This is a genomic window from Streptomyces sp. NPDC002463 (assembly GCF_042889835.1).
Taxonomy (GTDB): Bacteria; Actinomycetota; Actinomycetes; order Streptomycetales; family Streptomycetaceae; genus Streptomyces; species Streptomyces nymphaeiformis.
In genome coordinates, this window is record NZ_JBIARL010000023.1 from 15,041 (window position 1) to 29,043 (window position 14,003).

Sequence of the window (14,003 nt, forward strand, 5' to 3'; positions counted from 1 at the left end):
GCCGTATCAGGGATTCCGATGCGGAGGGGCGGAGCGGAGCCTTCCCGTTGCGCCGGACGGAACCGATCGGTACCGTCCTGATGGTACCGATCAGTTCCGTCTTGTTCACGCCCGAGGAGAGCACGATGCCCCGTCTGCCCCAGCTGACCGTGGAGACCGCGAACGAGGAGCAGCGCGAGCTGCTCGAAGGCACCCTCAAGCAGCTCGGCAAGCTGCCCAACCTGTACGCCTCCCTCGCCAACGGGCCCGCCGCGCTCCGCGGTTACCTCGCCATGCGCGAAGCCCTCGTCGGCGGCAGCTTCAGCGCCCGGCAGCGTGAGCAGCTCGCGCTCTACATCGCGCAGCGCAACGACTGCACGTACTGCGTCTCCGCGCACACCCTGCGCGGCGGCAAGGTCGGCCTGAGCGAGCAGCAGCTGCTCGACACCCGCCGCGGCGGCGACGCCGGCGACCCGCACATGGACCAGGTCCTCCGGTTCACCGGCGCCGTCATGGAGACCGGCGGCCGCGTCACCGACGAGGCCCTCGCCGACGCCCGCGCCGCCGGCGTGACCGACGCCGAGATCGCGGAGGTCGTCGGCCACGTCGCGCTCAACGTGCTGTCGAACTTCTTCAACCACGTCGCGCAGCCGGACTTGGACTTTCCGTTGGTCCCGGCCCAGCTCGCCGAGTAGAGTCCTTGCGGCCGAGCAGGGGTGCCGGGCGCGAGGACGCGACCGGCACCCCTGCGGCTTTCCGGCCGACCGGGGCGATCGAAACGGGTGGACGACCAACCACCCCGTGCGAGGACACTGCCGCCCGCGCGGCAGGGGGGAATTCACGTGGACATCGACGCAAGAACCCTGCGGACCTTCAGAGAGGTGACGCTCACCGGCTCGTTCACCCAGGCGGCGCGCCGCCTCGGATACTCGCAGTCCAGCGTCACGGCACAGATGCGCGCCCTGGAACGGCAGGTGGGCGAACCCGTCTTCGAGCGGCTCCCCAGCGGCGTCCGGCTCACCCAGGCCGGATCGGTCCTGCGTGACTACGCCCGCCAGATCCTCACCCTCGTCGGCGAGATGGAGACCGCCCTGCGCCGGCCCGCGGCCAACCCGCCGCGCCTCACCATCGGCATCGTCCCCGCCCTCGCGTACGGACAGCAGCTCGCCCGGGTCACCCACGTCGGGCGGCGGCTGCTCTCCGGAGTCCAGCTCGCCCTGCGCGTCATGGGGACGGCCGAGGTCCACGACGCCTTCCGGGCCGGCACGATCGACGGCGCGCTCGTCCTCACCGTCCTCGACGCCGACGATCCGGCCGAGCTGCTCGCCGACCAGCCGTACAGCGACCGCTCCGACGAGCTCACCGAGATCCGGCTCCAGGACGTGGAGTTCGTCCCCGTCACCGGGGCCGGCCGGCGCCCCGGCGACCCCCGGCAGGTCGCCGTCGCCGACCCCGACTGCCCCTCCCAGCGCTGGCTGCCCGAGTTCCTCCGGCTCCGCTGCGACAGCCCGCCCGAGATCCACGAGCTCGGCTCCATGGCGGGCGTCCGTGCCGCCGCCCAGTCGGGTCTCGGCTGCGCGATGCTCCCCTCGGCCCTCGCCGCCGACCACGAGGAGGCCGGCGGCCTGCGCCCCCTGCACGGCGTGCCCCGGATGCGCTGGAACGCCTCCCTGATCCTGGGCCGCCACGACACCCGGCCCGCCGTCGACCGGCAGAACCTGACGGAGACCCTCCGTCAGGCCGTCGCCCTCGGCGGCGCCGGCCCGAGGGACGACGTCCTCTCCGGTGACGTCCTCCCCGGAGAGGTCCTCGACGGCGGTGTGCTCGGGGGCGATGTCCTCGGTGGCGGGACCGCCGGCCTCGATCCGGACCCGAGCGTCGCCTCGGGACCCTGACCCGGCACGGTCAGGACGTCGTCCCGTACCGGGCGAGCAGCCGGGCCCGGCGGGACGGCTGGAGGTTCGCACGGGTCACGTCGCCGTCGTAGTGGGCGAGGACGCGGTGGTCCATGACCCGGCGCCAGAGCGGGGGGACGTACGCGAGGACGATCATCCCCGCGTACCCCGTCGGCATCTCGGGGGCCTCGTCGAAGTGGCGCAGCGACTGGTAGCGGCGGGTGGGGTGGGCGTGGTGGTCGCTGTGCCGCTGGAGGTGGTACAGGAAGACGTTCGAGGCGACGTTGTCGCTGTTCCAGCTGTGGCGCGGGGCGCAGCGCTCGTACCGTCCGCTCGCCGTGAGCTCCCGCTTGAGGCCGTAGTGCTCGGTGTAGTTGATGACCTCGAGCAGGCAGAAGCCGAAGACCGCCTGGACCGCCAGGTACGGCAGGACCCCGGGACCGAAGGCGAGCGCGAGTCCCGTGAAGAGGACGAACGACAGCGCCCAGGAGCCGAGCACCCTGTTGTGGAGGCTCCACACGGACCGGTCGCGGCGGGCGAGCCGGCGCTTCTCCAGGCGCCAGGCCGAGGTGAGGCTGCCGAGGACGGTCCGGGGCAGGAAGCGCCAGAAGCTCTCGCCGAGCCGGGCGCTCGCCGGGTCCTCCGGGGTGGCGACGCGGATGTGGTGGCCGTGGTTGTGCTCGACGTAGAAGTGGCCGTACCAGGTCTGGGCGAGCGCGATCCGGGAGAGCCTGCGCTCCAGGGACTCCGTCTTGTGGCCCAGCTCGTGGGCGGTGTTGATGGCGATGCCGGCGACCCCGCCGAGGGTGAAGGTCAGCCCGATCCGGTCGACGGGCGAGAGGTCGCCCCGGGTGATCAGCCAGCAGCCGAGGACGAGCCCGGCGTACTGGAGGGGGAGGTAGAGATAGGTGCACCAGCGGTAGTAGCGGTCCTGTTCCAGGTGGGCGATCGCACTGTCCGGGGGGTTGGCGGAGTCCTTGCCGATGAGGTGGTCGACGACCGGGAAGGCCACGTACAGGACGAGGATCCCGGTCCACCAGAAGACACGGAGCCCCGTGGCGGCCACCAGCCCCCAGGAGAGGAAGGGGAAGGCCGGGATGAGCAGGCCGAACAGCCAGAGCCGGCGCTTGGGGTCGCGCCAGGCGGCGGGGGCTTCGGGGGAGTCGCTGTGCAGGGCCAAGACCGGCTCCTCGGGATGTTGGACACTTCACATGCCTACTGTCCAGTTCATAGACGGAATGACGGTAGAGCGTCAATGCTCTGGACGGTGTCCGGTGGATAAAGTGGGGGCACGATGACACGTTTCCGCGAGAGTGTTCGGTCCCTCCTGCGCGAGCAGGTGCTCGACGCCGCCTACCGGCTCGTCGCCGCCGACGGCTGGGGCGTCCTGCGCATGGCCGGCATCGCGCGGGCCGCCGGCATCAGCCGCCAGACGCTCTACAACGAGTTCGGCTCGAAGGAGGCCATCGGCCAGGCCCTGATCCAGCGCGAGCTGGAGGGCTTCCTGGTCGGCATCCAGCGCGAACTCGACGACCACCGGGGTGAGTTGGAGGCGGCGGCCGCGGCCGGCGTCGGCTACACGCTCCAGCAGGCCGTGGACAACCCCCTCATCAAGAGCGTCCTGCTCGCGGCGCGCGGCGGCGAGGACGATCTGCTCGCCTACCTCACGACCCGCCCGGAACCGGTCTTCGGCACGGCGATGGCGATGCTCGACGCGTACGCGATCGATGCCTGGCCCGACGTCGACGAGGAGTCCCGTGGACTCGCCGTCGAGACGATCGTGCGGCTCACCGTCAGCCACATCGTCCAGCCGGTGGCCCCGCCGGAGGAGTCGGCGCGGCGCATCGCCCGGATCACGGCGCGGATCGCCTACCCGGGCGGCGGCGGCCGCGACTGAGGCGCGCGCCTCGGGATGTGTGTCCCGGGGCGTGGGCCCCGGGAAAGGGGCGAGGCCTGCTGGCGGACACGGGGGATCTCCGACAGCAGGCCTCTGTTGAACATTGTACGAGATCGTCGGAGGTGATCCGTACACGCGGTGGCGGAGGCCGGACGGACGGGGTACATCTCCCCTGAGGCCCGGACACGACGAGGAGGCCGCAGTGGAAGGCAGAAGCAACGGGTTCGTGCAGTCCTTCAACCGTCTCGGCGGGTACGGCTTCGTCGTCCCCGTGGGCTCCGAGGAACAGGTGTACTTCAGCGCCGACGACATCGAGAGCGCCGAGCGGACGGTCTCCGAAGGGCAGCAGATCTCCTTCGTCCTCGTCCTCGGCGACGGCCGCTTCGAGGCGAAGGAGATCCGCCTCTGATCTCGGTCGCACCTTTCTGTACGCACTTGAACGGGTAGGAGAATGCTCATGCGGATCCACGTCACCAGCGTCTTCGTCGACGACCAGGACAAGGCCCTCGGCTTCTACACCGAGAAGCTGGGCTTCGTGAAGAAGACGGAGGTCCCCCTCGGTGACTACCGCTGGCTGACGGTCGTCTCCCCGGAGACCCCCGACGGCACCGAACTGCTCCTGGAGCCCGACGCGCACCCGGCGGCGAAGGCGTACGCGAAGGCCCTGCTCGACGACGGCATCCCCGCCACCTCCTTCGCCGTCGACGACGTCCGCGCGGAGTACGAGCGGCTGAGCGCCCTCGGCGTCCGCTTCGCCCAGGAGCCGACGGAGGCCGGCCCGGTCACCATCGCGGTCCTCGACGACACCTGCGGCAACCTCATCCAGATCGTCCAGCTCCCCTGACCGGACCCTTCGGCAGACCTCAGTACACGTCCCGGACGTAGCGCTTGTCCGCGGCGAGCCGTCTCACGTAGGCGGCGGCCTCGTCGTCGTCCATGCCCCCATGGGCGGCGACGACCTCCCGCAGCGCCCGGTCGACGTCCTTGGCCATGCGCTCCGCGTCGCCGCACACGTAGAAGTGGGCGCCGTCCCGGAGCCACTGCCACAGACGGGCGCCGTTCTCCCGCATCCGGTCCTGGACGTACACCTTGTTCCGCTGGTCCCGCGAGAAGGCCAGGTCGAGACGGGCGAGGTGGCCCGACTCCAGGTACGCCTCCAGCTCCCGCCGGTGGTAGAAGTCCGTGGCCTCGCGCTGCTCGCCGAAGAACAGCCAGTTGGGGGCGGTGTGGCCGCGGGCGAGACGGTCCTGGAGGAAACCGACGAACGGGGCCACGCCCGTGCCGGGACCGACCATGACCATGGGCGTCGACGGGTCGGCGGGCGGCCGGAAGCCGGGCGAGCGCCGCACGAAGACCTGCACCGGGCCGTCGTCGGCGCAGTCCGCCAGATACGTCGAGCACACGCCCCTGCGGTCCCGGCCGAGGTCGTTCGTGTAGCGGACCACGGAGACGGTGAGCCGCACCTCGCCGGGGTGCGCGAGGGGGCTGGACGAGATCGAGTACAACCGGGGCCGCAGGCGCCCGAGCGCGTCCGCCCACTCCGCGGCCGGGGCCCGGACGGGGAACGCGGCGGCGACGTCGGCTGCCTGCCGGCCCCAACTCCACTTCGCCAGCGCCTCCTTGTTGTCCGGACGAAGGAGCCGCTTCAGCTCCTGGCTGCCGGTGCGCGCAGCCAGGAACCGCAGCAGCTCGGAGCTGATGCGGGAGATGTCCAGGCGGGTGCGCAGCGCCTCCTCGAAGGGCAGCGGACCGTCCCCGAGGTCCACGGGCCCGGCGGGGTCGAGGCCGGTGAGGGCCAGCCATTCGGCGACGAGCCCGGCGCCGTTGACCGGCCACACGCCGAGCGCGTCACCGGCCTCGTAGGCGAGCTCGCCGTCCCGGGTGTCGAAGGCGAACTCCCGTACCTCCTTCTGCGAACCGGGCAGGCTCAGCAGCCTGTTGCCGACGAGGAGGGTGGCGAAGGGAGAGGTCTTGGTGGCCGTGGCCGTGGCCGTGGCCGTGGCCGTGGTTGTGCTCGTGCTCGTGGTGGGGGTGGAGGCGGCTTGCCGTTCCCCGGTCGCGTCCAGGGCCGTGACCACCTGGCCGAGCCACCTCTCGGCGGCCTCCTCGAAGTCGGGTTCGCAGTCCGTACGAGGGACCAGGCGGGTCCCGCCGAGCGCGGCGAGCCGTTCGTCGACGCGCCGGCCGTGCCCGCAGAAGTCGTCGTAGGCGGTGTCGCCGAAGGCGAGCACGGCGTACCGGACGCCCTCCAGGGGCGTGGCGTCCGGGGCGGACAGCGCCTCCCAGAACCCGGCGCCGTTGTCGGGGGCGTCCCCGTCGCCGAACGTGCTGGTGACGACGAGCAGATCGGTGCCGGGGCCGAGCCGGGCCGGGGCGATGTCCGTCATGGGCAGCAGCTCGGGGAGCCGGCCGGCCGCGGTCAGGCGCGCGGCGGCGGTGGCGGCGAACTCCTCGGCGGTACCGGTCTGCGAGGCCCAGAGGATCAGCAGGCGGCGGGCGGGTGCCTCGGGTGCTCCGGGGGAGGCCACCACGGGCGCGGTCGTACGGGAGAACATGCCGGCGAGCACGCCGTTGACCCAGGAGGCGGGTTCCGGGGCGAACGGCGCGTCGGGCGGCAGCACGGGCACGCGCCCGTCGGCCGGTGCGAGGGCGAGCCCCGAGAGGAAGCCGGCGAGGTAGCGGCGCTCCGGTCCGGCGAGCGCCACGGGGGCGAGGTCGTCGATCCCGAACAGCGCGGCGAGTGCGGGGACGGGCTCCGCGACCGCGGGGACGGGGGCCGCGACCTCGGGCACATCCGCCGTCGTCGGCGCGGTCGTCCTGGTCAGGGTGACGGCGCAGGCCTTGAACCCGGGCTGGGAGGAGACGGGGTCGACGGCGTCGTGGGTGACGGCGTTGATGCTGACGTACTCGCCGAACAGGTCGTTCCAGTGGAAGGGGGCGAAGCAGTTCCCGGGCAGGACCCGGTCGGTGACGACGGCGGGCAGGACGGCGCGCCCGCGACGGGACGCGATCTCCACGTGGTCGCCCTCCGCGATCCCGAGGCCCTCCGCGTCCCCGGGATGGATCTCGACGAACGGGCCCGGGTGGAGCCTGGCCAGCTTCGGAACCTTGCCGGTCCTCGTCATGGTGTGCCACTGATGCGGAAGGCGACCGGTGTTGAGGACGAACGGGTAGTCGTCGTCCGGCAGTTCGGCGGCCGGCAGGTGCGGGCGGGCGAAGAAGCGGGCGCGGCCGCTCGGGGTCGGGAAGGCGAGGCGCGGACGGGTGCCGTCGGCGCGCTCCAGGAGGGTCTGGCTGACGCCGTCGTTGAGGTACCGGATCGGGTTGCGGTCAGGTCCTCCGGCCGTGGGGGCCGGCCACTGGACCGGCGCGGCGCGCAGCCGTTCGTACGAGACGCCCCGCAGGTCCCAGCCGGTCGCGGGGTTCCACGCCTGCTTGAGCTCCTCGAAGACCTCCTCGGCGGAGGAGTACGCGAAGGCGTCGGCGAACCCCATGGCGCGGGCGACCCGGGCGATCAGCTCCCAGTCGGGCAGCGCCTGCCCCGGCGGGTCGACGACCCCCTGGACGAGGGTGAGGTTCCGCTCGGAGTTGACCAGGACGCCGTCGGACTCCGCCCACAGCGTCGCCGGGAGGAGGACATCGGCGTACGCGTTCGTCTCAGTCTCGGTGAACACGTCCTGGGCGACGACGAGTTCGGCGGTCTCCAGGCCGGCGATGACCGTCTTCCGGTTGGCGACGGAGGCGACCGGGTTGGTGCAGATGATCCAGCAGGCCTTGATCTCGCCCGCGGCCATCCGCTCGAACATCTCGACGGTGCCGCTTCCCGCCTCCGTGCGCAGCGAGCCCTCCGGTATGTCCCACAGCCGCTCCACGAACGCCCGCTCCTCGTCGACGAGGACCGACCGCTGTCCGGGCAGACCGGGCCCCATGTAGCCCATCTCGCGCCCGCCCATGGCGTTGGGCTGGCCGGTCAGCGAGAAGGGGCCCGCCCCGGGGCGGCAGATGGCGCCGGTGGCGAGGTGCAGGTTCACCAGGGCATTGGTGTTCCAGGTGCCGTGCGTGGACTGGTTCAGGCCCATGGTCCAGCAGCTCGTCCAGGCACCGGCCTCGCCGATCCACCGGGCGGCCTCCCGGATGTCGGCCTCGGCGAGGCCGGTGATCTCCGCGACACGATGCGGTGGATGGTCGGCGAGGAGCCCGGGCAGCTGCTCCCAGCCCTCGGTGAACTCGGCGATGAACTCCTCGTCGGTGTGACCGTTCTCGACGAGCAGGTGCAGCAGGCCGTTGAGGAGCGCCAGGTCGGTGCCGGGCCTGAGCGGCAGGTGGAGGTCCGCCTTGTCGGCGGTGGCGCTGCGGCGCGGGTCGACGACGATCAGCCTGGCGCCGGCCTTGACCCGCTCCATCATCCGCAGGAACAGGATCGGGTGGCAGTCCGCCATGTTGGAGCCGATCACGAGGAACACGTCCGCGTGGTCGAAGTCCTGGTACGAGCCGGGCGGGCCGTCCGCGCCCAGCGACAGCTTGTAGCCGGACCCGGCGGAGGCCATGCAGAGCCGGGAGTTCGACTCGATCCTGCTGGTGCGGACGAAGCCCTTGGCCAGCTTGTTCGCCAGGTACTGCGCCTCCAGGGACATCTGCCCCGACACGTAGAAGGCCAGCGCGTCGGGACCGTGCTCGTCCACGACCTGCTTCAGCCGGGCGGCGACCGACGCGATCGCCTCGTCCACGTCCGTCTCGACCGGCTGCGCACCCCGTTCGGGCCGTACGAGCGCCTTCTCGGCCCGCCCGGGCGCGGCCAGCATGTCCGCGCTCGTCGCCCCCTTGGTGCAGAGGCGGCCCGCGTTGGCGGGGTGTGCCCGGTCCCCGGTCGCCTTCACCGCGAGGCGGCGGCCGGTGGCGGGGTCACGGCGTACGTCCAGGACGATCCCGCAGCCGACCCCGCAGTAGGAGCAGACGGTGCGGACGCTGCCGTCGCCCACGTCCGCGTTCGAGCCAGATCCCACCGAAATCCCACCTCACGGTGCGCGTACCGTCCAGAGACGGGGCCGGTCCGCCGCGACGGAACAGGCCCGTGAACAGCACCGTAGGAAGATCGAATTTCGGTCCGTCACACCTCGGACGCCCCCGGCGTTACACCCGCCGCACGCACCGGCCCGGCCGGGTGTGAGATCGCGCGGCGACTCAGCCGACGTGGACGCGGGGGCGGCGGTCGCGGTCGGGTTCGGCCTCGCGGAGGATCTCGCGGGTGGTGGGGGCGACCTCGCCGCGGCCGAGGAGGAAGAAGCGGAAGAAGTTGGCGAAGGGGTTGCCCTCGGTCCACTCGAAGTAGATGTGGGGGCGGACGCCGGTGAGGTCGCGGGCGTGGAGCAGGAGGGCGGCCAGGGCGTTGGGGACGGAGGACGACTCGACCGTGAGGACGCGGTAGCGCTCGTGCAGGACCTCGCCGCGCACGGTCAGGCCCGCCTCGAACTCGGACGGGTCGGTGACCGTCACCTCGATGAAGACGAAGTCCTCCGTGGTCGGCAGATCGTTGTCGGCGCGGATCTGCTCGATCTTGTCGCGGTACTCGACGATGTCCCGCTTGTCCGGTTCGTTGGCGATGAAGCGGGGGGTGCGGCGGGAGATGTCCTGGATGAAGCGTTCGGCCATGGCGTCGAGCTCGATGTGGGTGACGCGGAGTTCGAAGGCGCGGCCGAGGCGGGAGAGGAGCGAGATGAGGATGATGCCGGCGATGAAGCAGGCGCCGATCTTCACGCCGTCGGGGCGTTCGATGATGTTGACGACGGTGGTGTAGAGGAAGACCACCGAGATGACGCCGAAGCCGATGGCCCAGTTCTTCTGGCGGGCCTTGCGGGCGGCGATGGTCACGGCGATCGCGGCCGAGGAGATCAGCACCAGGACACCCGTCGCGTACGCGCCGCCCTGGGCGTCGACACTGGCGTCGAAGATCCAGGTCACCAGGAAGGCGACCAGGGTGAACACGATCACCATGGGGCGTACGGCACGGGCCCAGTGCGGCGCCATGCCGTACTTGGGCAGGTAGCGCGGCATCAGGTTGAGCAGCCCGGCCATGGCCGAGGCGCCCGCGAACCAGAGGATCGCGATCGTCGAGATGTCGTAGACGGTGCCGAAGGTGTTGCCCAGGTACTCGTGCGCGAGGTAGGCCAGCGCGCGGCCGTTGGCGCTGCCGCCGGGCTCGAACTCCTGCTCCGGGATCAGCACGGTCGTGATGAAGCTGGTGCAGATCAGGAAGACGCTCATGATCAGGGCGGCCGTGGTGAGGAGCTTCTTGGTGTCCCGGATGCGGCCCGTGGGCTCGGTCTCCGTGTCGTCCGGATCGCCCTGGACGTGCGGCATGACCGCCACGCCGGTCTCGAAGCCGGAGAGACCCAGCGCGAGCTTCGGGAAGACGAGCAGGGCGACTCCGACCATGGCGAAGACGTTGCCGTGTTCGGCGGTCAGGGCGGTGGTCCAGTCGGTGACGACGTGGCCCTCGGTGATGACGTGCCACAGGCCGCTGACCACGACGACCGCGTTCAGGGCGAGGTAGATCCCGACGAGGACGACGGCGACGCCGATGGCCTCCAGGAAGCCCTTCAGGAACACCGCGCCGAGCAGGGCGATCAGCGCGAGCGTGATGATCATCTGCTTGTCGTGCAGTGCCTCCTCGAGATGGGGGTTCTCGACGAGGTGGGTGGAGGCGTCGGCGGCCGACAGGGTGATCGTGATCAGGAAGTCGGTCGCCGCGAAGCCGAGGAGGGTGAGGACGAACAGCTTGCCCTTCCAGAACGACAGCAGTCGGGAGAGCATCGCGATGGAGCCCTCGCCGTGCGGGCTCTCCTCCGCCACCCGCCGGTAGACCGGCAGCGCGCCGGCCAGCGTCACGATCACCAGGACGATGGTCGCGATGGGGGAGACGAGCCCTGCGGCGAGGGCGGCGATGCCGGGCTGGTAGCCGAGGGTGGAGAAGTAGTCGACGCCGGTCAGGCACATCACCCGCCACCAGCGCTGGCCCTTGTGTCCGGCGTCCGGCTCCGGTTCCTTGGGGCGGGAGGGCTTGCCCTTCCCCATGTCGGAGAGGCCCTCCAGCATCCACGCACGCAGGCGTCCGGAGCGGGCGTCGTTCGTGGCGGCCATCGGATGTCCCTGAGGTGTGGGCGGGTGTCGACGCGGCGGTCGACCCGGCTGTCGGCCCCCGGCCGCCGGATGGACGGCCGTGCGAGCCTGAACAGCACATATGCCCCGGATCCCCGGGTCACGTGTCACGGAGGCGGCAAGATCCCCCTCTCGGACGCCGTCCTCGTACGGAACACCTGATGCCTCCGGCCTCAGCGGCTGCCGAAGGCCTGCGTCCAGTAGGGGCCGCCGGAGGTGTGGATCCCGATGCCGATCTCCTTGAAACCGCAGTTCAGGATGTTCGCCCGGTGGCCGGGGCTGTTCATCCACGACTCCATCACCTGCGCCGCGGTGGTCTGGCCCTTCGCGATGTTCTCGCCGTACGACGACCACGCGTACCCGGCGGCCGTGATCCGCTCGCCGGGGCCGTCGCCGTCGGGGTTGGTGTGGTCGAAGAAGTCCCGCGCGGCCATGTCGTCGGAGTGCCCCTGGGCGGCCTTGGTGAGCAGGGAGTTCTCGGTCAGCGGTCCGCAGCCCGCCTTGGCGCGCTCCGAGTTCACCAGGCTGATCACCTGCTGCGCGGTGGAACCGGAACCGGAACCGGAGCCGCTGCTCGTGCCGGTGGGCCGGGGCGCGGGTGCGGTCGCGGACGCGGTGGTACGCGTCGGGCGGGGCGGTGCCGGCGGCGAGGTGCGGGTGGCGGTCGGCGTGGGGCGCGACGGCTTGGGGGTCTTGCGGGGGGTCTTGGACGGCGACGGAGAAGGGGTGGCCGAGGAGGAGGTCGCCACCGGCGCCGTGGTGGTCTCCTGCGGGGTGGGCAGGCCGGTGTCGGTCGTCGTGGCGAGGGTCGTGTCCCTGGTCTCCGTACCCTCCTCAGGGCCCGTGGTCAGCAGGAACGCGCCGCCGGCGACCGTCACCACGGCTATGCCCGCGGCGACGACGGCGCGCCTGCGGCCCCGCCGCTGCCGCCGCCGACGGCGGGTGGCACGGGTGCTCCGGGCGCCACGGCCGGCGGACGCTCCACCCGGCCCGGAGCCGGACCCGGCTCCGCCCCCGGGGCGGGGTGAGGCGAGCGGGGTACCGAGCGGAGCGGTCGTGGTCGTGGCCGCCGCCGTCTCGAAACCGGCCGTCTCGGCCCCGGTCGTCCCGAAGCCGGCCCGCTCGCGGACGTCGGCGAGGAGCAGCGCGGCCGGGGGCACCAGGAGGAGCCCGGCGAGGAGACCCTCCGCCGGTACGAGCCCGCTCCACATCCCGGCGCAGTACGCGCACGCGCGCGCGTGCCGGGCGATGCGCTTGCGCCACAGGGCGGACGGACGGCCGTCCCAGGTGCCGGTCTCGTACCGCAGCGTCTCGCAGGCCGGGTTCTGCGACAGCGCCCGCACGACGACCCGCGCGGTCTCCAGCCGTTCCTTCATCCGCTGGACCCGCACCGCGGTGTGCTGCGGGGACAGCTGAAGCGCGGCCGCCACCTCGTGGCGGCTCAGCTCGCCGGCGCATTCCAGCCACCACAGGGACAGCAGGTCCCGGTCGTCCGGCTCCAGCCAGCGGGTCGCCTCGGCGGTCTCGCGCCGCTGGCCGGACAGGTTGAGCCGGACCACGGCCAGCTCGACGAAATCGGACCCCGGCTGCGGGATCTCGCGGGCGTCGTCGAGGTCGTCCGCGGGGAAGCCCGCCTGCTGCTGCCGGTGCCAGTGGGCCCGGACGCCGTTCATGGTGATGGCGACCAGCCAGGACCGGAAACTGTCCGGGGACCGCAGGTCGCCGAGTCCGGCGAGCGCCCGCAGCATCGTCTCCTGCACGACGTCGTCGACGTCGTGGTGCCCGTTCATCGCCCGGCCCACGATGTTGTAGACCAGCGGCAGGTGGAGCGCGATGAGCCGGTCCTGCGCCCGCGGATCTCCACTCTGTGCCGCTCTGACCAGTTCCGTACCGTGCTGTGCGCCCATGCCTCGAATCACCCTGTCCGTTCCCGCTGTCGTCGACGGCCAACATGAGGGGAGATCACCGGGAGCGGGCCCGATAACAGGAATCGGCGGAGGAGATCCGGAATCCGCGTCGGCCGGACGGAACCGTACGCCCTCCCGTACGGGAGGCCATCGCGGGGTCCCGGACTTCGTGGGATCTGCCAGTACGGAGTACCGCGGCTGTCCGGCAAGACTGCCGAGGCGCGACTGATCATCAGGAGCACGACCGAGCACGGGGAGGGCAGCGCGATGAGCGTGCAGCTGTACGACGAGATCGGTGAGGCGTTCGAGGGATTCAAGTCCCTGCCGCTGACGAAGTACGGGGAGGTGCCCAGCTTCCTGGCCATGGTCGGTGACGTACGGGGCAGGTCGGTGCTCGACCTCGCCTCCGGCACCGGCTTCTACAGCAGGGAGCTCAAGCGGCGCGGGGCCTCCGAGGTGCTCGGCATCGACATCTCCGGCGAGATGGTCGCCGCCGCACGGGTGTTCGAGGAGAGCGAGCCGCTGGGCGTGCGCTACGAGGTGGGCGACGTGGCCGAGCTGCGCGAGCTCGACGAGCCCTTCGACCTCGCGCTGGGCGTCCAGCTGCTCAACTACGCCCCGGACGTCGCGGCCATGGAGCGGATGTGCCGCAACGTGCACCGCAGCCTGAGGCCCGGTGGCGAGTTCTTCGTGCTCGCCCAGAAGCCCGACTACCGCTTCGACGGGCCGTCCCTGGAGAAGTACGGCTTCCTCTGCGAGGCGACCGGCGAGGAGATCGAGACCGGGCCGCGCGTCCGGATCACGGCGCTGCTCGACCCGCCGATCTCGTTCGTGGGCGCCTGCCCGCGCCGCGAGGTCTACGAGGGGTCCCTGCGGGCGGCCGGTTTCAGCGAGCTGACCTGGGTGCCGCTCGATGTGTCCGAGGCCGGCGTCCGCGAGTACGGCGCGGACTTCTGGGCGGACTGCCTCGCCAACCCGCCCTTCGAGCTCCTGCACTGCCGCGCCTGACGGCCGGCCGGGTTCCCCGGGGCACGCGCGCGCGTGCGTCCGGGGAGCCCGAACGGCCGCGTCCGGATGCCTTCGGCGCCGGGAGCGGTCAGGCTGGTACCCCGGACGAGGCACGGGACCGCACGGTCGCGTGGCGGCCCAGCGGCCTGGCGGTCGAACGGC

At 71.8% G+C, this 14,003-nt stretch carries 10 protein-coding genes; 6 read left to right on the plus strand and 4 right to left on the minus strand.

The features are described from left to right. Positions 1-125: 125 nt before the first annotated feature. Positions 126-674, plus strand: a complete 549-nt coding sequence (locus ACFYX3_RS34315) for a carboxymuconolactone decarboxylase family protein (RefSeq protein WP_246532783.1) — start codon at positions 126-128, stop codon at positions 672-674. Positions 675-821: 147 nt separating this feature from the next. Further along, entirely contained in the window at positions 822-1,874 is a 1,053-nt protein-coding gene (locus ACFYX3_RS34320) for a LysR family transcriptional regulator (RefSeq protein WP_389022061.1), read from the plus strand. A 10-nt stretch (positions 1,875-1,884) separates the two neighbouring features. On the opposite strand, the gene ACFYX3_RS34325 is transcribed toward ACFYX3_RS34320, so the two are convergent. After that, positions 1,885-3,054, minus strand: a complete 1,170-nt coding sequence (locus tag ACFYX3_RS34325) for an alkane 1-monooxygenase (protein ID WP_389022064.1) — start codon at positions 3,052-3,054, stop codon at positions 1,885-1,887. Positions 3,055-3,168: 114 nt separating this feature from the next. On the opposite strand from ACFYX3_RS34325, the gene ACFYX3_RS34330 reads away from it, so the two are divergent. The 3 genes from ACFYX3_RS34330 (at position 3,169) to ACFYX3_RS34340 (ending at position 4,615) form a co-directional block, all read left to right on the plus strand. Next, on the plus strand, positions 3,169-3,771 hold the full coding sequence (locus ACFYX3_RS34330) for a TetR family transcriptional regulator (protein WP_389022068.1): 603 nt from the start codon (positions 3,169-3,171) through the stop codon (positions 3,769-3,771). 202 nt (positions 3,772-3,973) lie between these two features. Continuing rightward, positions 3,974-4,180, plus strand: coding sequence for a cold shock domain-containing protein (locus ACFYX3_RS34335; RefSeq protein ID WP_116158170.1), 207 nt, complete (start codon positions 3,974-3,976; stop codon positions 4,178-4,180). Between the two features lie 48 nt (positions 4,181-4,228). Beyond that, complete coding sequence (locus ACFYX3_RS34340) at positions 4,229-4,615, plus strand: VOC family protein (protein ID WP_389022073.1); 387 nt, start codon at positions 4,229-4,231, stop codon at positions 4,613-4,615. A 19-nt stretch (positions 4,616-4,634) separates the two neighbouring features. Here the strand turns inward: ACFYX3_RS34340 and ACFYX3_RS34345 are convergent, their stop codons facing one another. From ACFYX3_RS34345 to ACFYX3_RS34355, 3 genes are all read right to left on the minus strand, one after another. After that, complete coding sequence (locus tag ACFYX3_RS34345; protein WP_389022077.1) at positions 4,635-8,774, minus strand: molybdopterin-dependent oxidoreductase; 4,140 nt, start codon at positions 8,772-8,774, stop codon at positions 4,635-4,637. 178 nt (positions 8,775-8,952) lie between these two features. After that, the gene (locus ACFYX3_RS34350; protein WP_389022080.1) at positions 8,953-10,908 is read right to left on the minus strand and encodes an APC family permease; all 1,956 of its coding nucleotides are present in this window, start codon (positions 10,906-10,908) and stop codon (positions 8,953-8,955) included. Positions 10,909-11,099: 191 nt separating this feature from the next. Further along, positions 11,100-12,833, minus strand: coding sequence for a sigma-70 family RNA polymerase sigma factor (locus ACFYX3_RS34355; RefSeq protein WP_389022083.1), 1,734 nt, complete (start codon positions 12,831-12,833; stop codon positions 11,100-11,102). Positions 12,834-13,100: 267 nt separating this feature from the next. On the opposite strand from ACFYX3_RS34355, the gene ACFYX3_RS34360 reads away from it, so the two are divergent. Further along, the gene (locus tag ACFYX3_RS34360) at positions 13,101-13,841 is read left to right on the plus strand and encodes a class I SAM-dependent methyltransferase (protein ID WP_389022086.1); all 741 of its coding nucleotides are present in this window, start codon (positions 13,101-13,103) and stop codon (positions 13,839-13,841) included. Positions 13,842-14,003 lie beyond the last annotated feature (162 nt).

What these genes read in the sequence shown, in the direction of transcription:
- ACFYX3_RS34315 (WP_246532783.1), top strand. Translation starts at nt 126, where the DNA reads ATGCCCCGTCTGCCCCAGCTGACCGTGGAGACCGCGAACGAGGAGCAG.
- ACFYX3_RS34355 (WP_389022083.1), bottom strand. Translation starts at nt 12,833, where the DNA reads ATGGGCGCACAGCACGGTACGGAACTGGTCAGAGCGGCACAGAGTGGA.
- ACFYX3_RS34340 (WP_389022073.1), top strand. Translation starts at nt 4,229, where the DNA reads ATGCGGATCCACGTCACCAGCGTCTTCGTCGACGACCAGGACAAGGCC.
- ACFYX3_RS34330 (WP_389022068.1), top strand. Translation starts at nt 3,169, where the DNA reads ATGACACGTTTCCGCGAGAGTGTTCGGTCCCTCCTGCGCGAGCAGGTG.
- ACFYX3_RS34350 (WP_389022080.1), bottom strand. Translation starts at nt 10,908, where the DNA reads ATGGCCGCCACGAACGACGCCCGCTCCGGACGCCTGCGTGCGTGGATG.
- ACFYX3_RS34360 (WP_389022086.1), top strand. Translation starts at nt 13,101, where the DNA reads ATGAGCGTGCAGCTGTACGACGAGATCGGTGAGGCGTTCGAGGGATTC.